The following is a 20985-nucleotide window of genomic DNA, read 5'->3' as shown; positions in this document are numbered from 1 at the left end:
GAGACGCTGGTGGCGGGCGCTGCGGCGCACGCCGCTGACGATGTGGAACGACGACATCACCGACTTCGCGGCGGCGCTGACGTACTACGCGGTCCTGGCGGTGCTCCCGGCGCTGCTGGCCACGGTGGTGGGCTTCGCGCTGATCAGTCCGGCGGCGGCCCGGGACGCGGCGGTGCAGTTGGCGGGGCTGGTGCCGGGCCAGGCCGGGCCCGAGCTGGGCGGGGTGCTGACCCAGGCGCTGGGCGGCGGATCGACCGGCTGGACGCTGATGGCGGCGGGCGCGGGCAGCGCGCTCTGGTCGTGCTGCAGCTACCTGGCGGTGTTCCGGCGGGCGCTGCACCGGATGCACGGCACCAGCGACCGGCGCTCCCCGTGGCGCAGGGCCCCGCGGATCGTGCTGACCGCGGCCGTGCTGCTGGTGCTGCTGGCGGTGAGCGCCCTGGCACTGATCCTGAGCGGCCCGGTCGCCAGGGGCGCGGGCCGGGTGCTGCACCTGGGCGGGACGGCCCCGCTGGTGTGGTCGGTGGTCCGCTGGCCCGCGCTGCTGGTGGTGGCGGCGGCGCTGGTGCTGATCGTCTTCCGGACCGGCCCGGAACCGGCGTGGCGCCGGTGGGGCAGCCTGCCGGGCGGCGCGCTGGCGGCGGCGCTCTGGCTGGCCTTCTCGGCGGGCTTCGCGCTGTACACCGCCACCCTGGGCACCTACAGCCGCCTGTACGGCTCGCTGGCCGGGACGGTGGTGTTCCTGGTCTGGCTCTGGCTCTCCAACCTCGCCCTGCTGGCCGGTGCCCAGTTCACGGCGGAACTGCACCGCGCCGCCGCCCGCCCGACCCGCACCCCCGGGGCGTCCGGTGCGTCCGGCGGGCCCGCCGGGCCCGAGCGCACCGCCGAGCCGCCCGCCGCCGACCCCGCCCCGGCCGGAGGCTGAGCACCGCGCCCCGCCGACCGGCCGCCCTCCGCCTACCCGCCCTCCGCCTACCCGCCCACCGTCGACCCGCCCGCCAGCCGGGCGTACTCCCACGGATCGTGGGCGCTGAAGGGCACCACCTCTCCGCCGTGCCGGCGGACCAGTTCGCGCAGCCGGGCGTGGTTGCCCAGCCGCAGCGGCCGGTCGACCTCGGTGAGCCGCTGCAGCACGTCCATGCCGGGGTGGCCCTCGGGCCGGTCCGGGTCGATCTCCCGGTGGAAGTAGTAGGCGTCGCCGCAGTGCAGCAGCCAGCGGTCGGCGCCCCGGTCGCGGACCGCGACCGCGGCGTGTCCGGCGCTGTGCCCGCCGAGCGGGACGATCGCCAGGTCCGCGGCGAGCCGCGGCAGCGGGCGGACGGCGTCGAAGCCGAACCAGGGCTCCCCGTCGGCCTGCCGGTGCACCGTCCAGGCGGGCCGGTGCGCCCAGTGGGCGGGGCGGTAGCGGATCCGGTCCTCGGGGTGCGGCCCGGGGGAGCCGAGCGCGGCGCGCTGCTCCGCCTCCAGCAGGTGGACCTCGGCGTCGGGGAAGTCCGGCAGCCCGCCGGCGTGGTCGAGGTCGAGGTGGGTGAGCAGGACGTGCCGGACGTCGCGCGGATCGTGGCCGAGCGCCCGGACCTGGTGCAGCGCCGTCTCCGCGAGGTCGAGCACCGGTTGGGCGCGCCCGCGGAAGTCGGGGCCCAGGGTGCGGTCGGGGTCGGCGACGTCGGCGGTGCCGAGTCCGGTGTCGACCAGGACCAGGCCGTCCCGGTCGGTCTCCAGGAGCAGGCAGTGGCAGACCGCCGGGAGCTGTTCGCCCTCGTGCTCGATGCCGCGCAGTGAACCGCAGTTGAGGTGGTGGATCCGCATGTTCCCTCCCGGGACGGCGGGCGTCCGCCCCGGAAATGGCGAACGACCGATCGCTAATAACGAACGGTCGTCAGGTTATGCTCGTGCCATGAGTCCTCGCAAGTCCGCCGCCGAAGCCGTCGCCACCCGCGCCCGCATCCTCGACCGCACCCTCGCCCTGGCCGTCGCCACCGGCCTGGAGGGCGTCACCATCGGGGTGCTCGCCGACGACCTGGGCATGAGCAAGGCCGGCGTGATCGGCCCGTTCGGCACCAAGGAGGAGCTCCACCTCGCCGCCGTGGACGAGGCGGTGGCCCGCTTCCAGGAGGCGGTCCTCGCCCCGCTGGCCGGCGCGGACCCCGGCACCGGGCGGCTGGTGCGGGCCCACGACGCCTGGTTCGCCTCCATGACGGCCGACGGGCACGCGGGCTGCCTCCTCACCGCCGTCGCCGCCGAGTTCGACGCCCGCCCCGGCCCGGTCCGCGACCGGGTCCGCGAGGCGCTCGCGCGCTGGGACGCCTTCGTCCTCGGCGAACTCGACGCGGCGCTCGCCGCCGGCGAACTGCCCCCCGGCACCGATCCGGCGCAACTGCTCTTCGAACTGCGCGGCGTCGCCCTGGCCGCCGACCAGGGCGTCCAGCTCTGGCACGACCCGCAGGCACCCGCCCGCGCCCGCCGCGCCGTCCGCCGCCTCCTCACCGCCCCCTGACCGCCCGTCACCGCACCCCGGCGGGCGCTCGGGCGCCCCACCCCGGCCGTCAGAGGCTGAGCAGTCCGACGGCGTGGCCGTCGTGGTCCACCACCGGCCAGGCGTCCAGGCCCCGGGAGCGCATCGCGGCGGCCGCGGTGTCGGCGGCCATGTCGGCGGTGGCGAACGGCGCGCGGTCGTGGACGACGTCGCGCACCGGGGTGCGTTCGGTGTACCAGGAGCGGGCCTGGAACGGCGCGAGGTGCAGGCGGGTCAGCAGCCCGGCGCAGCGGCCCTCCTCGTCGCGGACCAGGAGGTGGTCGGCGCCGGAGCTGTGCAGGATGTCCATCGCGGTGTCGACCATGACGTCGTCGCTGATCTGCAGTTCCGGGTGGTTCATGAGATCGCCGACCGTGGTGGCGGTCGTGGGGCGTTCGAGGGCGATGGTCATGGCGTGGCTCCTTCTGGTCTCCGCCGCCGGGCGGCGGTGGTCGGGGCACTGGCAGGGGGGACGGCCGGCGGGGTCCGCCGTGGGCCCGGCTCGCGGCGCGAGCCGGGCCCGGCGGGCACTACGCGGCGAGGTCGACCTGCCGGGCCGGCCTGCGGTCGGCGGACCCCCGGGTGCCGCCGCCCACGGCCGTGCGGGTCTCGCCGGCCCGCCGGTTGCGCCGGGCCCGGCGGCTGCGGCCGGTGGCGGGGTCGCGGCGGGGCCGCTCGACGACGGGGGCGGCGATCACGGTGGGGATGCCGGTGGGGACGCGGGCGCCGGTGATCCGGGTCAGCTCCTCGTCACCGGCGCTGACCTCGGTGGTGACGGGGGTGATGGCCGCGGTGGTCATCATCCGGGCCATCTCGCGGCGCTGGTTGGGCAGGACCAGGGTGACGACGGTGCCGGACTCGCCGGCCCGGGCGGTGCGTCCGCCGCGGTGCAGGTAGTCCTTGTGGTCGGCGGGCGGGTCCAGGTTGACCACCAGGTCGAGGCCGTCGACGTGGATGCCGCGGGCGGCGACGTCGGTCGCGATCAACGCCGTGACCTGTCCGGACCGGAACTGCTCCAGGGTCCGGGTGCGCTGCGGCTGGGACTTGCCGCCGTGCAGCGCCGCGGCCTTGACGCCGCTCGCCAGCAGGCTGCGCACCAGGCGGTCGGCGCCGTGCCGGGTGTCGATGAACATGATCACGCCGCCGTCGCGGGCGGCGATGTGGGCGATCGTGGCGTCCTTGTCGGCGTTCCGCACGTGCAGCACGTGGTGCTCCATGGTGCTGACCGCCCCCGCGGACGGGTCCACCGCGTGGGTGACCGGGTCCTTCAGGAAGCGCCGCACCAGGCGGTCGACGTTGCGGTCCAGGGTGGCGGAGAACAGCAGGGTCTGGCCGCCCTCGGCGACCTGGTCGAGCAGCCAGGTGACCTGCGGCAGGAAGCCCATGTCGGCCATCTGGTCGGCCTCGTCCAGCACGGTGGCCTCGACCGCGTCCAACCGGCAGTCGCCGCGCCGGATCAGGTCGGCGAGCCGGCCGGGCGTGGCGACCACGATCTCCGCGCCGCGGTTCAGCGCCTGCGCCTGGCGGCCGATCGACATCCCGCCGACCACGGTGGCCAGCCGCAGCCGCACCGCGTGGGCGTACGGGGTGAGCGCCTCGGTGACCTGCTGGGCGAGTTCGCGGGTCGGGACCAGGACCAGGGCCAGCGGGCTGCGCGGCTCGGCCTGCCGCCCGGCGGTCCGGGCCAGCACGGCCAGGCCGAAGGCCAGCGTCTTGCCGGAGCCGGTCCGCCCCCGGCCCAGCACGTCGCGGCCGGCCAGCGCGTTCGGCAGCGTCGCGCCCTGGATCGGGAACGGCGCCGTGACGCCCTGGCGGGTCAGCACCGACAGCAGGGCCTTCGGCAGGTCCAGCTGGTCGAAGGACTCGACGGGCGGCAGCGCCGGGGTGGTGCTCACCGGCATCGCGAACTCGCCCTGCGGCGAAGCACTTTGACGGCCACCGCGGCCGGCGGGGCGCCGACCGGAGCCGGCCTGCCGGCCGCCGTGCGAGGAGCCGGAGCGGGAGCCGGCGTTCTGCTGGGCGTACGGGGAGCGACTGGAGCGATTCATGCGGAAAACCTTCCTCGGGTCGGCGCGTCACGAGGAGGGCTCCGTGGCGCGGGGCGCCGGCGGAGACCGCAAGGGAACGGGCCGGAAGTGTGACGGGTGGAACGTGGACGGCAGAACCGTGCGGCACGTCACCCGCGGTCGGCGCTCACCGCAAGGGGGCGGGAGCACGCAACCGCGAACCGTGAGACGTCACAGCGAGACGTCACGGCGGGGCGCCGATCCGGGCGCGACGCCGTGCGTCTCGCGCGGGGATGGCCGCCGGTGGCGGAGCCTGGGGGAGGCCCGAACGGGCCGGGAACGCGCCGATGGCGCAATGCCGAGGGGCCCGCACCGGGCATGTACGCGGTGCGGGCCCCTCGCTGCTGGGCGGGTGCCGGAGCAGGAACTACAGCGGACGGATGTTCTCGGCCTGCGGGCCCTTCTGGCCCTGCGTGACGTCGAACTCGACCTTCTGGCCCTCGAGCAGCTCGCGGAAGCCGTTGGCGTTGATGTTCGAGTAGTGGGCGAACACGTCAGGACCGCCGCCCTCCTGCTCGATGAAGCCGAAGCCCTTTTCCGCGTTGAACCACTTCACGGTGCCATTAGTCATAAATAAATCTCCTTCTTGGGCTGTCCGGAACCCGCACCTCGCGGGCCCCGAGTCGCCGAGATGAGCACCCACCCGGCGAAGAGCCGGGAAACAAAAATGCGCCTGCGGAACATCAGCAGGCGCACACAGATTTCATGGGAACCATTACTGCAACTAAGACGACTGTAACAGGCCGAGGTCCGCCGCGGGGGGATGTTTCCCCGCGGGTTTTTTCCGGACCCCTCCCGCGGGGCGCCGACCCCGCCTCGGCCCCGGTCCGCCGGGGCGGTCTGCGAGGATGGCCCGTATGGACGTGCGGAGCAGGAACCACGTGACGGTGACCGGGCGGGCCGGCGCGCCCGTGCTGGTGCTGGCGCACGGCTTCGGGTGCGACCAGAACATGTGGCGCCTGGTGGCGCCGACGCTGGAGCGGGACTTCACCGTCGTCCTCTTCGACCACGTGGGCTCGGGGAACTCGCGGCGGTCGGCCTGGGACCCGGAGCGCTACGGGACGCTGGCCGGGTACGCCGACGACGTGCTGGAGGTGTGCCGGGAGGTGGCGCCGGGGCCGGTCACCTTCGTGGGCCACTCGGTCAGCGCCATGATGGGCGTCCTGGCCGCCGCCCGCGCGCCGGAGTCGTTCAGCGGCCTGGTGCTGCTCGCCCCGTCCCCCCGCTTCGTCGACGACCCGGCCACGGGCTACCGGGGCGGGTTCAGCGCCGCCGACATCGACGAGCTGCTGGAGTCGCTGGACGCCAACTACCTCGGCTGGTCCGGCGCGATGGCCCCGGTGATCATGGGCAACCCGGAACGGCCCGAGCTGGCCGAGGAGTTGACCAACAGCTTCTGCCGCACCGACCCGGAGATCGCCCGGTCCTTCGCCCGGGTGACGTTCCTCTCCGACAACCGCGCCGACCTCGCCGCGGTACGGGTGCCCACGCTGGTCGCCCAGTGCTCGCACGACGCGATCGCCCCGCCCGAGGTGGGCGCGTTCGTCCACGCGCAGGTGCCGGGCAGCCGGCTGGTCACGCTGAACGCGACCGGGCACTGCCCCCAGCTGGCCGCCCCGCAGGAGACCGCCGCGGCGATCGCCGCCTTCGCCGGGGCCGCCCGGTGAGGCGCGCGCCCGGCGAGAGGGCGGGCGACGGGGAACCGGCCCGGGACGACACCCCGGCCGACGAGGCCGCCCGGTTCTCCGCCCTGCTGGAGGACAGCGTCGAGGACCTCTACGAACACGCCCCGTGCGGCTACCTCTCCACCCTGCTGGACGGCCGGATCGCCAAGGTCAACACCACCCTGCTGGACTGGCTCGGCTACCGCCGCGACGACCTGGTGGGCCGGATGGCCTTCACCGACCTGCTGACCGTCGGCGGCCGCCTCTACCACGAGACCCACTTCGCCCCGCTGCTGCGGATGCAGGGCGAGGTCAGCGGCATCGCCCTGGAACTCAGGGCCGCCGACGGCTCCCGGCTGCCCGTCATGGTCACCTCGACCGTCAAGACCGGCGGCGACGGACAGCCCCTGCTGATCCGCACGACCGTCTTCGACGCCCGCGACCGCCGCGCCTACGAGACCGAACTGCTGCGCGCCCGCCAGGAGGCGGACCGGGAACGCGACCGCCTCAAGCTGCTCAACACCACCCTGCAGAAGACCCTGCTGCCGCCCGCGCTGGCGAACGTACCCGGCCTGGACGTCGCCGCGCACTACCACATCGCCTCCGTCGACGAGGTCGGCGGCGACTTCTACGACCTGTTCCCGCTGGCCGCCGGCGCCTGGGGCCTGTTCCTGGGCGACGTGTGCGGCAAGGGCGCCGCCGCGGCCGCCGTCACCTCGCTGGCCCGCTACACGCTGCGCGCCGCCGCCGTCTACGACCCGGACCCGGCCGCCGTCCTGCGCAACCTCAACACCGTCCTCCACCACGAGTACCACGGCCCCGACCCCCGCTTCTGCACCGTCCTCTTCGGACGGCTCACCCCCGACCCCCGGGGCGGCTTCCGGATCACCCTGGCCAGCGGCGGACACCCCCCGGCCCTGCTGCTGCGCGCCGACGGCACCGCCGACCACCTCCCCACCCCCGGCGGCCAGCTCGTCGGCGCCTTCGTCGACGCCCACATCGCCACCACCGCCGTCCACCTCGCCCCCGGCGACACCCTCCTGCTCTACACCGACGGCCTCACCGAAGCCCGCACCACCACCCCCGGCGGCGAGGACCGCTACGGCGACGACGCACTCCTCGACTTCGCCCGCGCCCTCGCGCCCACCACCGCCTCCGCCACCGTCGACGCGATCCGCGACCTGCTCGACACCTTCGGCACCGGCGTCGACGACGACACCGCCGTCCTCGCCATCCACGTGCCCCGCACCCCGTAGCCGGCCACCTGCCGCCGCCACCGCGCCCCGGCCGTCCCGCCCGAACCGGCAGGCCCGAGAGCCCACCTGATCGGACGTCGGAAAATTCGAGGGGTTTGGAAACCCGAGAAAAGCGAAGACGACTCCCGTCACCGACAGTTCTCGTGGAGGTAGGGAAACACATGAGCATCATCGCCTGGATACTGATCGGTCTGATCGCCGGTGCCATCGCGAAGGCCCTGATGCCGGGCAAGGACCCGGGCGGCATCATCATCACGATGCTCATCGGCATCGCGGGCGGCCTGCTCGGCGGCTGGCTCGGCAAGGTCATCTTCGGCGTCGACTCGATCGACGGCTTCTTCGACATCTCCACCTGGGTCGCCGCCATCGTCGGCTCGGTCATCCTGCTGATCATTTACCGCATGGTCACCGGCAACAAGCACCACCACAGCCACGCCTGATCCCCCCGACAAGCCCCCCGCAGTGCCCCCCACCACAAGGGGGGCCGCTGCGGGGGGCTTGTCGCGTGAACACCGCCCGCACCTTCCGCGTCCCCTGCGCCCTGGGCCGAACCGGTACGCGACCCCGGAGCCGGATTGAGTACGCGTGCTCAGGTACTTCCCGCCGGGGCCGACCAAGATGGCTGACGTCACAACAGCTGTGGAGGGGACGACCATGACGTGTGCGAAGGCTTTCGGCGCAGCGGCACTGGCACTGTGCGCGGTGACCGGCCTCGGCGTCGGCCCGGCCGGCGCGGCCGACGGCGTCGCGCTGCCCTACCCCGGGCCGGACGGCGTGGTGTGGGTGAACGGCCAGGTCGGGGACGGCGGTCTGGTGTCGGGCGGGACGTCCAGGAGCCTGCCGACCGTTCTGACCGTGGCCTGCGAAGGCGGCGGCAGCGTCCGGGTGACGATGGAGTCCCAGCAGACCCAGGTCGCCGCCTTCACCGTGGACTGCCCGGTGGGCACCACCGGAGTCGGCTCCGCCACCATGGCACCGGGCCTGGTCGAGGGATCCTTCTCCGTGGGCATCGACGCCTCCGCCGACACGATCGGCTGGGCCCTGGTGGTGACCCAGCCGGAGTAACACCCGGCGACACCACCCCCGCCCGGGCCGACGCCAACCGCCCTACGGAACAGGCACTTTCCCCGTACGACGAACGCCGCCCGACACGGTGTGGCCTCCACCCGGCACGGCACCGTCGTCACCTGACCCGCTCGCCGTAGACCGTACGGGCAGGCCGCTCACCGCCACCCTCGCCCGCTGACCGCCGTCGCGTCGTACCGCCACACGTACAGCGCGAACTGGATCGCCATCAAGAGGAGTTGAACGAAAGCCGGGCTCTTCCGGTCGGTGCGCCAAGGCGGCCGGTTCCGTGGCAGCAGGGAAAGCGCGGACCGGGCAATCAGGTCTGTGCCGCACCCATCAAGGGGCGGCACAGACCTGACGCCGTCAACAAGCCGTCTGCGGGCTCAGGACCGCCGGGTCAGACGGAGATGTCGGTGGTGCAGTAGGTCCACCACGGGCTGGCGTAGGGAATGCCCAGCCACTTGGTGCCGCAGATCTTGATGCTCCCGACCTGGATGAACTTCTGCGCCGTGGCCTTGCCCCGGTCGGCCGTCAGTTTCTTCGTCTCCCCGTTGCCGAGGCCCACCGAGATCTCGACGGTGGCCGTGTAGTAGGTACCGTCGCCGGTGTAGATCCAGACCCAGCCGTCGGAGCAGTTGTCGACCTGGACCTGGACGTTGTCGAATCCGTAGTACTTGGTGCAGCCGGCCGTGGCCGAGGCGCTCGCCCCGGCCGGGGAAGCCGACACGGTGGTCAGCGCGGCCACGGCGAGGCCCAGGACGCCCGCCGTCTTCACCAGTTTGCCCGACAGTGTGTTCAAGGTGACAACTCCCCTGCTGTGGATCCGGCCTGTCCGTTCGTCCGATCCCCTCACTGTGCCGTTCCGTTCACGCATGGCGCTTCAGTCATACGACTGCTTCCTGCGCTTCACTTTCGCCGAGCGCCCCACCACCCCCGGCCGGCGGTAGCGGGTGGTGCTGCGGAACCCGATCGACCTGACAGGCCCGTTGCCCAACGCCACCGCCCAACCCCGCCACCAGGGCCACGTCCAGGGTGTCGCCGCCCGGCCCTGCCCGGTCCGGGCGCGTCCTGCCGGCCGGGGGCACAAAGTGCGGGGGATCTTCTCTCCCGTAAGTGGTCAAAGCGGCTCTGAGCTGGGATTTTGCGTGGAGATCGGTCGTGGGCGGACGGTAGAGTGCGGCTCTCTTCCCCCCTTGTACGAAGACGGAGTACGCATGTCCTCGCCCGCCTCCTACGCCTCCCCGCGCGTGCTGGCAACCGCCTGCTCGGTGCTGCTGGGCCTGACCGGCCTGTCAGCCCTGTGGAACGCCACAGCCGTGCTCGTGCTCGGCGCCGCGCCCGAATCCTCCGCCGACACGGCCTTCCTGGGCGTCGGGGACATTGCCGAGGTGCTGCTGACACTGGCCACGGCGGTGGTGTTCATCGTGTGGCTCCACCGGGTGCGGGTGAACGTCGAGGTGATCTGCCCGCAGGTCTACCAGCGCGGGCGCGGTTGGACGATCGGTGCCTGGTTCATCCCCTTCGCCAACCTCTACCTGCCCTGGCGCGTGACCGCCGACATCTGGAACGCCAGCGGTCCCACCGACCGGCACGGTGTGCCGCAGCCCTTCCGCGCCGGCGTGGTCAACGCCTGGTGGGCCGCCTGGGTGGTCAGCCTGGTCCTGGGCCGCCTCAAGGTGTCGGCAGCCGTGACCGCGTCCGAGTTCGTCACCGCCGTGGCCGCCGTTCTCGCGATCCTGGTGGTGCGCGGCCTGACCGACATGCAGGAGCGGCACGCCGAGGCCGCGCGCACCGCCGCTCTCGCGGCCTCCTGGGCGCCGGCCGAACACGCCTGACCCGGCCCGCCGCGCTGCCCGTCGCCGCGCTGCCCGCCGCGGCGTTGCGCGAGGCCGCCGTCGGCGCCGGCGTCCTGACCGGGGCCGGGGTGCTCGGCTTTCCTCGTCCCGATTTCCCTTCCCAGCTCCACGAAGCGAGACCCCGTGCCCGGCACCGATATCAAGACCGAGACCGAACAAGCCCCCGAAGAGCCCAGCGGGCTCCGGGCGATCTGGGCCAACACCTTGGAACCCGTGGCGCCGCTGCCCTGGTACCGCAGGACCTCCCCCAAGCTGATGGCCGCGGCGGTGGTGACCGTGGCCCTGGGCGCGGCGGTGGTGGCGGCCGCGGTGACGGGCGCGGGTGCCCCGGCGGGGCACCGGATCGTGCTGGCGGACCGGGCGGGCGGGTGGACGCGGCTCGCGGACGACGGGGACATCCGCGCGCTGCGCGCCGGCTACGAGCGGCGGATGACGGCCCTGCGGCCTTACCGGGACTTGGCGGTGGCCCGCTACGCAAGCGGCGGGGCGCCGGGGGACACCCTGGCCGTGGTCGGGCTGAGCGGCAGTTTCCCCGACCCCCACAGGGAGCTGGAGAAGTACTTCGGCCGGATGGAGGGCGGTGACGTGATGCGCGAGACGGTGACCGAGCTGCAGGAGCTGCCGGCCGGCCCGCTCGGCGGCGAGCTGGTGTGTGCGGTGCTGGTCTACCCGTCCCTCTCCCAGAGCACCTGCGCCTGGGCGGACGGCAGCACGGTGGGCATCGTCACCGACACCGCCGGCCGCAGCGAGCCGCAGGAACTGGCCGCCCGCACGCTGGACATCCGCGCCGCGGTGGAAGTCCGGGTGCAGGACTGAACGGTGGCCGGCGGCCGACGGCGTCAGGACGCGCAGAGCGGCGCTGTCACGCAGGCCGGGCGGGCCGGCTGGTGCCGGGGGTGACGGGAGGGGACGCGGACATCGAGGAGATGCCGGACCGGCTGGGCGCGGTGATCGGACTGCCGCCCGAGGACCGGGTGGTCCCGGCCTCCTAGGACCTCGGGGCCGCGGAGCTCGGTTTCCAACTGCCCTCGGAATAAAGCGCGTTGGCCGGCCGGGGTGTCGCGGGTGGTGTGCGTGGCGGTGTGCGGTTCGGGGCACAGTGTCCGGTGTGCCGGTCTCTTCCATCGGCTGCGCTGCTGCGCCGGGTCTTCCAGGGGCGCCTCTTCCCTTTTCTGGTCTGGACACGTCATCCTGGTCTCCCGTGTCCGCGTACCGGTCCGTCCGGTTCGTGTGCCGCCCTGCCTCCGTACCGCCGTAGCACGTCGCCCGTCCCGCCAGGCAGTTCTGCCGATCAGAGGAGCCGATCATGCGGATGTCCGTCGTACGCGCGCTGACGGGGGTGGCCGCCGTGGCGGCCGTCGTCGTGCCGGCCGGTACCGGCGAGGCGGTGGTGCCGCCCGAACACGCCGTCATCGTCTGCCAGAGCGCGAGTTTCTACGCCAACTACGACAGCGCGTCGGGGCCGGTGGGGCTGGTGCGGGTGCTCGGCTACGGCAACAAGGTCGGCCACACCAGGGGTGTGCACCCGGTCTACAACGGCTGGGCGGCGACGTTCGACTTCGGCAAGGGCGACTGGGGCTACGTCCGCAACGAGTGCCTGGGCGGGTACGGCTCCTGGTGACGCCGGTGGCGCTCCGGCCCGCACCCGGCCGTCCCCCCGATCATTCCGCTGGCCCGTACCCGACGAAGGAGAACTCCCCGTGACCGTATCCCGCACCCTCCTGCGCGTCGCCGCGACCGCCTGCGTCCTCGTGACGGCGGCGACGGCGGCCGCCGGCACCGCCGCGGCGGCCAACGGCACCGTCGGGCACCGCGAGACCGTCTGCGCCCAGGACCTGTACGTCCGTACCGCACCGGGTGGCGCCTGGACGGGCACCCTGTACACCGGTCAGACGTTCACGGTCGAACGCGTCCAGAGCGGCTGGGTGTACGGCTTCGCCTACGGCGACATCAACCGGCACGGCTGGGTGCAGGACGGCTGGTTCTGCTGAACGTCTCCGCCCGGGAGGCCGCCGCCGGACGACCCGGTGTTCTCCACCCCGGCCCGTCGGTGAGGTTCTTCCCGCCCCGGTGGCCGTGCCTCGCGCGTGCCGGTGGGAGCCGTCGTCAAGAGCCGCGAGCCGGTTGAGCGGGTCGTGCGAGGGGCGGGTTCCCGGGGCGGCTGGGCGGTGGGCCGTTGTGGAGGTTGTGGTGGCTGGTGCCGGGTGTGGTCCGGTTCTGCGGATGTCGGCCTGTGCCGGTGGGCTGTAGCGCCCGGGGCCGGTGCGGTTCCCTCCTCGCTGGCCGATGCCGGGGGAGTGGGTGGTTGACGTCGGTGGGGAGGTGCCGTCCGCCGGGTGTGGCAGGTGGCGAGGGCGTCTTCCCCGGTGTCGGGGGGCCGGGGTGGATGGCCGGTGCCCGGGCATGCGGGTGCGTGGTCGGGGCAGGAGCGGTGTGACCGGTCGTGTGCACGGCACGGACGGAGGGCCCGATCGGCCTGGACACGGGTTGCAGGCCGGACTGCCCGGAGGCGCCCGGTCGTGGTGGCGGAGAGGTGGGGTTTCGATGTGTCGTCTGTTCGGGATGAGCAGTGCTCCCAGGCGTAGCCGCGCGACGTTCTGGCTCCTGGAGGCGCCCGACAACCTCAGTGCGCAGAGCCGCCGTGAGCCGGACGGCACGGGGTTGGGCTACTTCACCGCCGAGGGGGTGCCGCAGGTGCACAAGGCTCCGGTGGCGGCGTTCCGGGACCGCGCGTTCGCCGAGGACGCCGCGGTGGTGGAGTCGATGACGTTCCTGGCGCATATCCGGTTCGCCTCCACCGGAGGGCTGGAAGGCGTCAACACCCATCCGTTCGAGCAGGACGGGCGGTTGTTCGCACACAACGGGGTGATCGGGGGCCTCGACCGGCTCGACGCCCGCCTCGGGCCGGCCCGGTCGCTGGTGAAGGGTGACACCGACTCCGAACGGTTCTTCGCTCTGATCACCCGGGAGAGTGCCGCCCGTGGCGGCGACGTCGCGGCCGGCATCGAGGCTGCGGCCCGCTGGGTGGCCGAGAACCTGCCCGTCTACGCCCTCAACATCGTTCTCACCACCGCCGACGAGCTGTGGGCGCTGCGCTACCCGGACACCCACGAGCTGTACGTCCTCGAGCGCCGGCCCGGCGGCCACCACGGCGACCGGCACCTGGACCACGCGGGCACCGCCGGGCGCATGCACGTCCACTCCGGCGACCTCGCCCGCACCCGGGCGACCGTGATCGCCAGCGAGCGGATGGACGACGATCCGCACTGGAGGCTGATGGAGTCGGGGGAGCTGCTGCACGTCGGCGCCGATCACACCGTCACCCGGCGGACCGTCCTGGCGGGTGAGCCGGTTCACCGCCTGTCCCTGGCCGACCTGGAGCCCAAGGCCGCTGCTTCCCAGAAGGGGAGCTGAGTCTCACTCGCGCTGTCGAGGTGTCCTTGGTCGGGGCGTGGTCGGCGTCGTCGGGAGGTGCTCGGCGTTCGAGGGCGTCGGCGCTGTGGAGCGCGCGCAGGAGTTGTCCGTCGCGGTCAGGCGCCTCGTCGGCTTCCGCGGCTGCCCGGCCTGTCCGAGCTGCCACCTGTGCGTCCGCGGCCCCGGCGCCCGGCTCGCCGCGACGGCCGGCGCGGCGTCCTGGCGGGGGTCGCTGGTGGCTGTCGGCGAGTTCGCCGATGGAGCGGAAGGCCGATCGGAGGCCACGTCCGCGGCCGTGCTGCTCGCCGTCCCGGCCGGCCGGTAGCGCCACGGTGTCCACCTCCTGGACGCTGCGCCTCCCGGATGGGTCGAGGCGCCCACCGCGTCCGCGGATACGTCGGGGAGCGGGTCGGGGACCATGGCTGCCGGCCCTCCGGTGAATGGCCGGGCTTCGGCTGCGCCAGTGCGGTCCCGCCCGTCCGGTGGCAGCCCCCGTTGCCGTAGCCCGGGTTGACGCGCCGCTGTGGCGGCCCCGCGGTCACCTCGCCGGCACGCGGGGATCGCGTCCGGGTGCTGCCCGGCCCGCCGCTCGTCTTCCCGCACCGCTCGACTCTCCGCACCGCTCGGCTCGTTGCGCTGCCCGTCTCCGTACGGGCGTCGAATTCCCCGGCGGCCGGCCGTTTCCCTCGTCGTTTCTCCTTGTCGTTGCCGCCGGTTTCCGAGTCTGCTCCGTCCCGGGTCGGGAGGGCTGTCGGTGGCAGGCCGTTCTCCGCGGTGCTGCGGTACCGGGCTCGGGTGTGTCGGTCTACCGGATCGTGCTCTGCGGGTTCGGCCCGGGTGTGGTGCCGGGTCGGGGTTCGATCGGCGCCGTGGCGCGGGTTTTGTGGGAGGGGTTGCCGACATGCGGGGTGTCCGGTTGTGGGCGGTTGCCGCGGTGGCGGGTTTCGAGTGCGCTGCGCAGGTTCGGCAGGTCGGTGAAGGTGACCTGTTCGGCGAGGCGGGCGAGCAGTCGGCGCAGGGCCCGTTCGTCGCGGTCGCGGACGGCTTCGGCAAGGGCGGTGAGCAGGGAGGCCTGGGTGTGGGGCTCGGGTGTCCGGGTGGTTGGCACGGGGTGCTGGCCCCTTCTGCTGGTCGGCTGGCGGCGGGTGGCGCGGGTGGCGGGGCGGTGTTGCCCTCGTCGGCTCGGCCCCGAAGATTATCTCTTCGCGGGACACGGAAAAATCTATGCTGGCCGAGGTAGACATCATTGCGAGGCGGGGTTAGTGTCTCTCTCGTAAGGAAGAAGTCGACGGAACCGCCAGACACGAACTGGCGGGAGCAGTACCGGTAGTGCCGGAAGTTTGCAGGTCGGCACGGTCGCGGAGTTTCGAAGCCACGCCAGGATTGGTGCAATGCGGCGACGGGGCTGGCGGCCGGGCCGGGTGGCCCGCGGTGATCAGGGGCCGCCACCGGCGGTATCGCAGTGAAGTCGAGTCGCAGTACAGCAGTTGCAGCAGTCGCAGTACGCGGGATCTCAGCAAAGGCGCCGGGCTGCGGGCGCGCGTGCTGAGTCGGCAGTACCCAGTCCGTTGGATCAGTAGTTCGCAGGAATCACGCAGAGGAAACGGAGGGCACGAGCGCCATCAGGATCGCCCGGCCGGTGAGGCAGAAGTGCTCGTCCGGGCGGACACCGCAGACCCCTGAGAGTACGAAGGACGGTGGTTTCCGGTCACGCATACGCGATCCCCGCACGCCCCCTCGACGGGGCGGGTGCGGAAGTAGAGAACACCGGCTCAGGGCCGGTGGATGGTGTTGTATCCCTTCGGGGCCCCGGAGCCGCAACGGCGCCGGGGCCCCTCGACGCGTTCTCGAACCAGGTAGCAGGAAGAGGTGCAGTGACAACGGCAACCAATCGGCCCCACACCCCCCACACCCCTCATACCCCCCGCACCCCCGATACAGTCAGCTCCTTCGACGACGACGACTACCCCGCCTACACCATGGGCCGCGCCGCCGAGATGACCGGTACCACGGCCGGCTTCCTGCGCGCCCTGGGCGAGCAGGGTGTCATCACCCCTCTGCGTTCCGAGGGCGGCCACCGCCGCTTCTCCCGCTACCAGTTGCGGATCGCGATGCGCGCCCGCGACCTCGTCGACCAGGGCACGCCCATCGAGGCGGCCTGCCGCATCATCATCCTCGAGGACCAGCTCGAGGAGGCCCTGCGCATCAACGAGCAGCTCCGCAGGCAGGACCCCGCCGCGGACACCTGACCGGGCAGCCTCCCGCGTCCCGGCCCCGGCGGTGGAAGGCGCGGTGCGCCGCGGCCGCCCGCCCGGTGTGAAGGCCGCCGGGCCCCCGGTACCGCGGCGTCTGCCGCCGCCGGCCGGCCGCGCCGGTCGCCTCCGGCGGGGCGGCGGCGGACACCGCCTCCCGCTCCGGGCCGGGTCCCGGCCGCCGTGGCCGGCCCGAAGGCGCCCGCCCCCCTTTTCCGGCTCCGGGCCGGGCCGCAGCACCGGTACCCGTTCGGGTCCTGGCCGTGGCCCGCCGCTTCGCCGGTGCGGCGAACATCGCTACCGGGTACGGGTCTTGAACGGCCGTGGCGTCGGCCGGGCGGCGCCCGCGTCCCAAGGCACCCCAGCAGGGATAGGGGCGGTTCTTGCGCCGCACCCGGCCGGCCCCCGATTTCCCGGTCTGCGGTAGCGCGGTGTCCTGGGCCGGGCCCCGGGAGGGGCGTGCGTGCGGGGTCAGCGGGGGTCGGTGAGGCGGATGGGGACGGCGAGGGTGAGGAGTCGTCCCGCGGCCGCGGCGGGGGGGAAGTCGAAGGCGGTGGTGAAGTGGCCGGTGACGATGAGCAAGGTGCGGTGGGTGCGGGCGGCGCGGGTCCATTCGCGGGTCGCGGCGAGGGGCCCGTCGTACCAGGGGGTGCCGCAGGGGCGCCGGACGGCCAGGTGTCGGCCGTCGAAGAGTGCCGACCAGCCTTCCTCCGACCAGCTCTCCTCCGAGGGGTCCTCCTCCGGCCAGTCCTCCTCGGGCCGCGGGTCGCCGTCTTCGGGGCCGCGCCAGCCCTCCGCCGAGGGGGTGGGCCGTGCCGGGTCGGCGGGGGCGACCAGGACGGGCCGGTGACCGGGCATCAGTTCGGTCCAGGGCGGCCACGCCCCGTCGGCGGTGCTGATGATCGGCTCCATGCATTCCCTCTTCCCCGGACACGATCATGCCACCCGCCCCTGCGGCGGGCAGCCGATGATCCGAAGCACTCTTCGGAGCCCGCGCCGAAACGGATCGCCCGCAGGCGCGGTCCCGGCGCGGGGCGGCGGTCATCAGTCCGTGGGAGCCTTCGGTTCGGTCACAGGGCCGAACTCGGACAGGTCCAGCGTCGAGGTGAGCTGGTAGTTGTCGCCGGCGCAGTCCACCGTGAGTTCGGAGAGCCGGCCATCGGTGTCGATGAGGAGGCCGGTGCCGCAGTCGGTGATGTGGTGTTCGGTCAGGCGCTGGAGGTTGCGAGCGCTTACGGCCTCCCGCAGTCCGGCCACCGGCAGCCGCCCGGACAGGCGGTACGCCTGGCCACCCTTGCGCGTGCGCAGCTTCTCCATCCCCCGGTAGGAGGCCGGGTCGGTGGCCAGCAGCGCCCGCACCAGGGGGCGGTGGTCCGCAACCAGTGGCTCGGGGGCGCGCTCCGTCCTGGTCCACGGCCCCTCGTCTGTGCGGTGGTAGGAGGCGTCCCGGGTCAGCGTCAGGTACACCGTGGTGACGACGTCGCCGTCCAGCCCGACGACGGACAGCTCGCCCGTCTGGATGTCTGCCACGTTGACGGCGCCACTGATCCTCGCGTCGGAGCTGGTGTCCCTCACCCGCTCGGACAACGTGGCGGAGAACGGGGCCTGCGGTGTGTCCATCAGCGCCAGCAGTCCTGCCGCCTCCCGCGCACTGCCCGGTGCCGACGGCGAGGCGGGAGCCTGCTTGCTGCTCGGCGAGGAGCCCGAACAGCCCGTCAGTGCCGCGGCCGCGGCGACCGCCACCGTCCAGCTTCGAAGCACCGACACCGAAAACCTCCATGAAATTATCACCCAAGATCGGAAGCGCACACGTTCTCGCAGGTCAACGCCTTGATGCAAGTAGATTCGACAGCGAATCGATAATATTTTCTGACGTCAAGTCAATTCCGCTTGGATTTGGCCATTTCCGGATCTCGGCGCCTCCTCGTTCCGCAGGGGTCGCGGTAGGCCCCGGGTCCCGGCCGGCTGTTCTCCGGTGCCGCCGCATGCGATGCGGCCGCAGGACGGGCCCTTCGCCGCTGATTCCCGGCGGGACCGGTCCGGGTGCCGGCACGGGGTGACACCAGCCGCTCGCCGCTCGCCGCTCCCGTCGGCCCAAGCCGGCGGACGGGCGCCCTGCCCGGACCCGGCTCCGCACGGACGGCGCGTCTCGCACGGCGCGGGCGTGCGACACCCAGCACCTGCCGCCCGCCGCCCGCCTCACCGGCGGCCGCAGCCACCGCACCAACCCGGCCGCCACCCTCGGACACCGGCCGGTGCGGCTGCGCCCGAACGGCGCCGGCGCCCTGTCGGCCCACCAGCCGTGGCCCGGGCGTCGGGCCACTCCTCCAGTGACGCCGCCGTGCCGGAGGCCTTGCGGCCACCCGCCCTCGGCCCTGCGCGCCGCAGACTGCCGAAGACGTCGCCGCGGGACCCGGGCCCTGACGCCCGGGGTCGACGGCCGGATCGGGGACGCCGACGACCAGGCGGCCGTGAACGCCCGCAGTCCCTGCCCGCCCACGACCAGGCGGCCGTGAACGCCCGCAGTCCCTGCCCGCCCGTCCACGACCGACCAGGCTGTACGGGCCCGCCGCAGCCGCAGCCGCAGCCGCGGCCCCAAACGGCCGCCACCGCGACACCGCCCTCGTCCACCGAAGCCCCCCACACCCGGCCCGCGGTAACGGCGGCCGTGGCAGCGCCGACCACGGCGAAAACGAACCGGCCGGCGGCGACGGCGTGCAGGAGGCAACCGTCGACATGGAGCCGGGCAACCGTCGACATGGAGCCTGGCGACCGCCGCCAGCGCCCCACCGACGCCGCCACGCGCACGATACGGCGCCGCTACCGCCTCCCCGCAGCATGAAACCGCTAGAGGGCCACCGGCCTCTCGACGCGGACGTCGGATGTTCCGGCGGCTCGACGGAAGGAACCACATGCACGTCAAGAAACTCGTCGCGGCCATGGCCGTGACCGGCGGCCTCCTGGCCGGAGGCCTCGCCACCGCAGCCCCGGCATCGGCCCACACCGCCGACTGCACCTCCCACCAGGTGTGCCTGTACTACAGCTCGAGCGCGTACGGCTTCGGCGCCTACTACCGCCAGACCGCAGACGTCTCGAACTACGCGGGCAAGTACTTCAAGGCCGGCAACAACGGCAGCACCGGCGCCGGCGTCGAGGTCAAGAACAACGCGGCAGCGATCGACAGCTGGCTGAGCACACAGTTCACCATCTACTACAACAGCGGCTACAACTGCGACGTGGTGTGCCAGGTCTTCGACCCCTACGTCACCTTCCAGAACCTGAACTCCGACCTGAAGAACAACAACGCCTCGGGCCGCGTCCCCCCGGGCGCCGGCTGGTAGGCACCCCGCCGCCCCGCCGCCCTCGGTGCGGTGGCTCCCGGCCCGCCACAACGGCCGGGAACCACCGCACCGAACCGCATCCGCCCCCCACCCGCCCGTCGTGCCCCACGATCCGGAAGAGTCAACGCCCGTGCCCAGCCGCCGCCGCCCCGCCGCCGCCCTCCTGACCGCCCTGCCGCTGCTGCTCACCGCGTGCACGGCCGCCGTGGCCCCGGCCCCCGACGGCAACAGCACGCCACCCCCCTCGGTGTCAGCCGTACCCGCCCTGACCTCGGCCAACGACGAACCGCTGCCCCTCGACGCCTACCTGCTGAACCCCCAGCAGAAGCTCGACGTCCTGAAAGCCCAGGCACTGCTGGTCTCCACCTGCATGCAACGCTTCGGATTCGACTACAAGCCCCCGCAGGCGCAGCTGCCGACGCGCAGCGCTGACGCTCCCACCACCCGGATCGACAGCCGCTACGGGCGCCAGGACCCCGCCCTGATGGCAGCATGGGGCTACCACCCGGAAGGCGGGCTCTCCGCCGCCGCGGCCCGCACCGCCACCGACGGCGCCACCGGTGGCGCCGACAGCAAGATGACCCCGGAGATGACGGTGGTGGCCACCGGCTCCGGAAGCCCCACCGCCAAGTTCGGCCCCGGAGGGCAGGTCGTCGCCGGCGCCAAGGTGCCCGACCACGGCTGTTTCGGCGAAGCGGCCAAACGCTTGGCCGGATCCCCGGACGCCCAGGTGGGGGACGTGAACGCCGCCGTCAGCGCCAAGCTGGCAACCCTGGACGAGTCCCGGAGCGACCCTCGCACCCAGGCGGTGTTCGCCGACTGGTCGAGCTGCATGAAAGAACGTGGCCACGACTATCCGGACCCACTGGCGGCGATGAACGACGAACGCTGGTGGACGACCGACCTGCCCTCGGAACAGGAACGACAGGTCGCCACCGCGGACGCCGCCTGCCGCAAGCAGACCAACCTGGTGGGAGTCTGGTACGCGGTCGACCGCGCCTACCAGCAACAGGCGATCGAGGCCGACGCCGAGGCGATGAGCCGAGCCAAGGCAACCATCCGGGCACAGGCGCAGGCCGCGCAGGAGGTACTGGGCCACTGATCCACGCTACGGCCCGAGGCTCACCAACTGAACCCCGCAGCCACCGACAGGCCGCCGCCACCGGCCACCGACAGCGACCAAGCCCTCCCCACCCGCGCACCGCGAACGAGAACCTCGCCGATCCGCACGACCGGAAACCCCGCCGACCAGCTGAAGCCGAAGCCGGCTCTCACCCCCTTCCGGGACAACGTCAGCTACGAGGTGACGCCGCCGAACCCGCAGTCGCCCGTGGCGCCGCCGATCTCGCCGAACAGCACGACCCGCCCGGCGAGATCGGCAGCGACGACCTCGACGAACGGCTCCACACCCCTTCCCGCGAATCCGCCCACAAACCCCCCTCGGAGCACCACGCGAACCCAGCCCAAGTTGAACCCCGCACACCGCCACCGCCCCCCAACCCGCGCCACCCAGCATCCCGTACACTCGACTGCCCGCATGAACGCCCCCGACG

Annotated in this window: 23 protein-coding genes; 15 read left to right on the top strand and 8 right to left on the bottom strand. The window is 73.3% G+C overall.

Annotated elements, in window-relative coordinates; genetic code table 11:
* Positions 1 to 40 precede the first annotated feature (40 nt).
* Positions 41 to 925 carry a YihY/virulence factor BrkB family protein gene (locus ACIQVD_RS10810; protein WP_402287823.1) on the top strand — a complete coding sequence of 295 codons (885 nt, stop codon included), beginning with the start codon at positions 41 to 43 and terminating at the stop codon, positions 923 to 925.
* A gap of 47 nt (positions 926 to 972) precedes the next feature.
* Here ACIQVD_RS10810 and ACIQVD_RS10805 read toward each other — a convergent pair whose 3' ends face one another.
* The gene (locus tag ACIQVD_RS10805; RefSeq protein ID WP_402287821.1) at positions 973 to 1809 is read right to left on the bottom strand and encodes an MBL fold metallo-hydrolase; all 837 of its coding nucleotides are present in this window, start codon (positions 1807 to 1809) and stop codon (positions 973 to 975) included.
* Between the two features lie 88 nt (positions 1810 to 1897).
* On the opposite strand from ACIQVD_RS10805, the gene ACIQVD_RS10800 reads away from it, so the two are divergent.
* A complete protein-coding gene (locus ACIQVD_RS10800) occupies positions 1898 to 2497 on the top strand; it encodes a TetR/AcrR family transcriptional regulator (RefSeq protein WP_400692981.1) in 600 nt (199 codons plus the stop codon).
* Between the two features lie 49 nt (positions 2498 to 2546).
* Here ACIQVD_RS10800 and ACIQVD_RS10795 read toward each other — a convergent pair whose 3' ends face one another.
* The 3 genes from ACIQVD_RS10795 to ACIQVD_RS10785 form a co-directional block, all read right to left on the bottom strand.
* A complete protein-coding gene (locus tag ACIQVD_RS10795; protein WP_282204238.1) occupies positions 2547 to 2927 on the bottom strand; it encodes a CBS domain-containing protein in 381 nt (126 codons plus the stop codon).
* 118 nt (positions 2928 to 3045) lie between these two features.
* Positions 3046 to 4563: a DEAD/DEAH box helicase gene (locus ACIQVD_RS10790; RefSeq protein ID WP_402287818.1), complete on the bottom strand. Its 1518-nt coding sequence runs from the start codon at positions 4561 to 4563 to the stop codon at positions 3046 to 3048.
* A gap of 385 nt (positions 4564 to 4948) precedes the next feature.
* Positions 4949 to 5152, bottom strand: a complete 204-nt coding sequence (locus tag ACIQVD_RS10785; RefSeq protein ID WP_033253417.1) for a cold-shock protein — start codon at positions 5150 to 5152, stop codon at positions 4949 to 4951.
* A 286-nt stretch (positions 5153 to 5438) separates the two neighbouring features.
* On the opposite strand from ACIQVD_RS10785, the gene ACIQVD_RS10780 reads away from it, so the two are divergent.
* The 4 genes from ACIQVD_RS10780 to ACIQVD_RS10765 all read left to right on the top strand — a co-directional run bounded on the left by ACIQVD_RS10780 (position 5439) and on the right by ACIQVD_RS10765 (position 8566).
* Positions 5439 to 6248, top strand: a complete 810-nt coding sequence (locus ACIQVD_RS10780; RefSeq protein ID WP_400692987.1) for an alpha/beta fold hydrolase — start codon at positions 5439 to 5441, stop codon at positions 6246 to 6248.
* Positions 6245 to 7501, top strand: a complete 1257-nt coding sequence (locus tag ACIQVD_RS10775; protein ID WP_402287816.1) for a PP2C family protein-serine/threonine phosphatase — start codon at positions 6245 to 6247, stop codon at positions 7499 to 7501. Before ACIQVD_RS10780 ends, ACIQVD_RS10775 begins: the two co-directional genes overlap by 4 nt.
* 161 nt (positions 7502 to 7662) lie before the next feature.
* The gene (locus ACIQVD_RS10770; protein ID WP_400692993.1) at positions 7663 to 7941 is read left to right on the top strand and encodes a GlsB/YeaQ/YmgE family stress response membrane protein; all 279 of its coding nucleotides are present in this window, start codon (positions 7663 to 7665) and stop codon (positions 7939 to 7941) included.
* Positions 7942 to 8155: 214 nt separating this feature from the next.
* Positions 8156 to 8566 carry a hypothetical protein gene (locus ACIQVD_RS10765; RefSeq protein WP_402287812.1) on the top strand — a complete coding sequence of 137 codons (411 nt, stop codon included), beginning with the start codon at positions 8156 to 8158 and terminating at the stop codon, positions 8564 to 8566.
* A gap of 400 nt (positions 8567 to 8966) precedes the next feature.
* On the opposite strand, the gene ACIQVD_RS10760 is transcribed toward ACIQVD_RS10765, so the two are convergent.
* Positions 8967 to 9368: a hypothetical protein gene (locus ACIQVD_RS10760; protein ID WP_400692998.1), complete on the bottom strand. Its 402-nt coding sequence runs from the start codon at positions 9366 to 9368 to the stop codon at positions 8967 to 8969.
* Positions 9369 to 9783: 415 nt separating this feature from the next.
* On the opposite strand from ACIQVD_RS10760, the gene ACIQVD_RS10755 reads away from it, so the two are divergent.
* The 6 genes from ACIQVD_RS10755 (at position 9784) to ACIQVD_RS10730 (ending at position 14164) form a co-directional block, all read left to right on the top strand.
* Positions 9784 to 10404, top strand: coding sequence for a DUF4328 domain-containing protein (locus ACIQVD_RS10755; RefSeq protein WP_402287810.1), 621 nt, complete (start codon positions 9784 to 9786; stop codon positions 10402 to 10404).
* Positions 10405 to 10548: 144 nt separating this feature from the next.
* Positions 10549 to 11241, top strand: a complete 693-nt coding sequence (locus ACIQVD_RS10750) for a hypothetical protein (RefSeq protein ID WP_402287807.1) — start codon at positions 10549 to 10551, stop codon at positions 11239 to 11241.
* A 496-nt stretch (positions 11242 to 11737) separates the two neighbouring features.
* The gene (locus ACIQVD_RS10745; protein ID WP_199528325.1) at positions 11738 to 12046 is read left to right on the top strand and encodes a hypothetical protein; all 309 of its coding nucleotides are present in this window, start codon (positions 11738 to 11740) and stop codon (positions 12044 to 12046) included.
* Positions 12047 to 12125: 79 nt separating this feature from the next.
* Positions 12126 to 12416: a hypothetical protein gene (locus tag ACIQVD_RS10740; protein WP_400694044.1), complete on the top strand. Its 291-nt coding sequence runs from the start codon at positions 12126 to 12128 to the stop codon at positions 12414 to 12416.
* 553 nt (positions 12417 to 12969) lie between these two features.
* Complete coding sequence (locus ACIQVD_RS10735) at positions 12970 to 13839, top strand: class II glutamine amidotransferase (RefSeq protein ID WP_402287804.1); 870 nt, start codon at positions 12970 to 12972, stop codon at positions 13837 to 13839.
* Between the two features lie 85 nt (positions 13840 to 13924).
* Positions 13925 to 14164 (top strand): hypothetical protein, encoded by a 240-nt coding sequence (locus tag ACIQVD_RS10730; RefSeq protein ID WP_402287801.1) that lies wholly within the window; start codon positions 13925 to 13927, stop codon positions 14162 to 14164.
* A gap of 480 nt (positions 14165 to 14644) precedes the next feature.
* Here ACIQVD_RS10730 and ACIQVD_RS10725 read toward each other — a convergent pair whose 3' ends face one another.
* Positions 14645 to 14947, bottom strand: a complete 303-nt coding sequence (locus ACIQVD_RS10725; protein WP_402287799.1) for a hypothetical protein — start codon at positions 14945 to 14947, stop codon at positions 14645 to 14647.
* Positions 14948 to 15818: 871 nt separating this feature from the next.
* On the opposite strand from ACIQVD_RS10725, the gene ACIQVD_RS10720 reads away from it, so the two are divergent.
* A complete protein-coding gene (locus ACIQVD_RS10720; protein WP_400694050.1) occupies positions 15819 to 16088 on the top strand; it encodes a MerR family transcriptional regulator in 270 nt (89 codons plus the stop codon).
* Between the two features lie 474 nt (positions 16089 to 16562).
* On the opposite strand, the gene ACIQVD_RS10715 is transcribed toward ACIQVD_RS10720, so the two are convergent.
* A complete protein-coding gene (locus ACIQVD_RS10715) occupies positions 16563 to 17003 on the bottom strand; it encodes a hypothetical protein (protein WP_402287797.1) in 441 nt (146 codons plus the stop codon).
* 132 nt (positions 17004 to 17135) lie between these two features.
* A complete protein-coding gene (locus ACIQVD_RS10710) occupies positions 17136 to 17858 on the bottom strand; it encodes a hypothetical protein (RefSeq protein ID WP_402287794.1) in 723 nt (240 codons plus the stop codon).
* Positions 17859 to 19003: 1145 nt separating this feature from the next.
* On the opposite strand from ACIQVD_RS10710, the gene ACIQVD_RS10705 reads away from it, so the two are divergent.
* Entirely contained in the window at positions 19004 to 19432 is a 429-nt protein-coding gene (locus ACIQVD_RS10705; RefSeq protein ID WP_400694024.1) for a hypothetical protein, read from the top strand.
* Between the two features lie 130 nt (positions 19433 to 19562).
* Positions 19563 to 20534: a hypothetical protein gene (locus ACIQVD_RS10700; RefSeq protein WP_402287790.1), complete on the top strand. Its 972-nt coding sequence runs from the start codon at positions 19563 to 19565 to the stop codon at positions 20532 to 20534.
* The last annotated feature ends 451 nt before the right edge of the window (positions 20535 to 20985 follow it).

The organism is Kitasatospora sp. NPDC090308, assembly GCF_044769485.1.
Classification (GTDB): Bacteria; Actinomycetota; Actinomycetes; order Streptomycetales; family Streptomycetaceae; genus Kitasatospora; species Kitasatospora fiedleri.
Note: the sequence above shows the minus strand (reverse complement) of the source record. Positions and strands in the feature narration are given on the sequence as shown.

What these genes read in the sequence shown, in the direction of transcription:
- ACIQVD_RS10800 (WP_400692981.1), top strand. Translation starts at nt 1,898, where the DNA reads ATGAGTCCTCGCAAGTCCGCCGCCGAAGCCGTCGCCACCCGCGCCCGC.
- ACIQVD_RS10720 (WP_400694050.1), top strand. Translation starts at nt 15,819, where the DNA reads ATGGGCCGCGCCGCCGAGATGACCGGTACCACGGCCGGCTTCCTGCGC.
- ACIQVD_RS10745 (WP_199528325.1), top strand. Translation starts at nt 11,738, where the DNA reads ATGTCCGTCGTACGCGCGCTGACGGGGGTGGCCGCCGTGGCGGCCGTC.
- ACIQVD_RS10795 (WP_282204238.1), bottom strand. Translation starts at nt 2,927, where the DNA reads ATGACCATCGCCCTCGAACGCCCCACGACCGCCACCACGGTCGGCGAT.
- ACIQVD_RS10785 (WP_033253417.1), bottom strand. Translation starts at nt 5,152, where the DNA reads ATGACTAATGGCACCGTGAAGTGGTTCAACGCGGAAAAGGGCTTCGGC.
- ACIQVD_RS10780 (WP_400692987.1), top strand. Translation starts at nt 5,439, where the DNA reads ATGGACGTGCGGAGCAGGAACCACGTGACGGTGACCGGGCGGGCCGGC.
- ACIQVD_RS10715 (WP_402287797.1), bottom strand. Translation starts at nt 17,003, where the DNA reads ATGGAGCCGATCATCAGCACCGCCGACGGGGCGTGGCCGCCCTGGACC.
- ACIQVD_RS10755 (WP_402287810.1), top strand. Translation starts at nt 9,784, where the DNA reads ATGTCCTCGCCCGCCTCCTACGCCTCCCCGCGCGTGCTGGCAACCGCC.
- ACIQVD_RS10790 (WP_402287818.1), bottom strand. Translation starts at nt 4,563, where the DNA reads ATGAATCGCTCCAGTCGCTCCCCGTACGCCCAGCAGAACGCCGGCTCC.
- ACIQVD_RS10810 (WP_402287823.1), top strand. Translation starts at nt 41, where the DNA reads ATGTGGAACGACGACATCACCGACTTCGCGGCGGCGCTGACGTACTAC.
- ACIQVD_RS10805 (WP_402287821.1), bottom strand. Translation starts at nt 1,809, where the DNA reads ATGCGGATCCACCACCTCAACTGCGGTTCACTGCGCGGCATCGAGCAC.
- ACIQVD_RS10705 (WP_400694024.1), top strand. Translation starts at nt 19,004, where the DNA reads ATGCACGTCAAGAAACTCGTCGCGGCCATGGCCGTGACCGGCGGCCTC.
- ACIQVD_RS10765 (WP_402287812.1), top strand. Translation starts at nt 8,156, where the DNA reads ATGACGTGTGCGAAGGCTTTCGGCGCAGCGGCACTGGCACTGTGCGCG.
- ACIQVD_RS10735 (WP_402287804.1), top strand. Translation starts at nt 12,970, where the DNA reads ATGTGTCGTCTGTTCGGGATGAGCAGTGCTCCCAGGCGTAGCCGCGCG.
- ACIQVD_RS10770 (WP_400692993.1), top strand. Translation starts at nt 7,663, where the DNA reads ATGAGCATCATCGCCTGGATACTGATCGGTCTGATCGCCGGTGCCATC.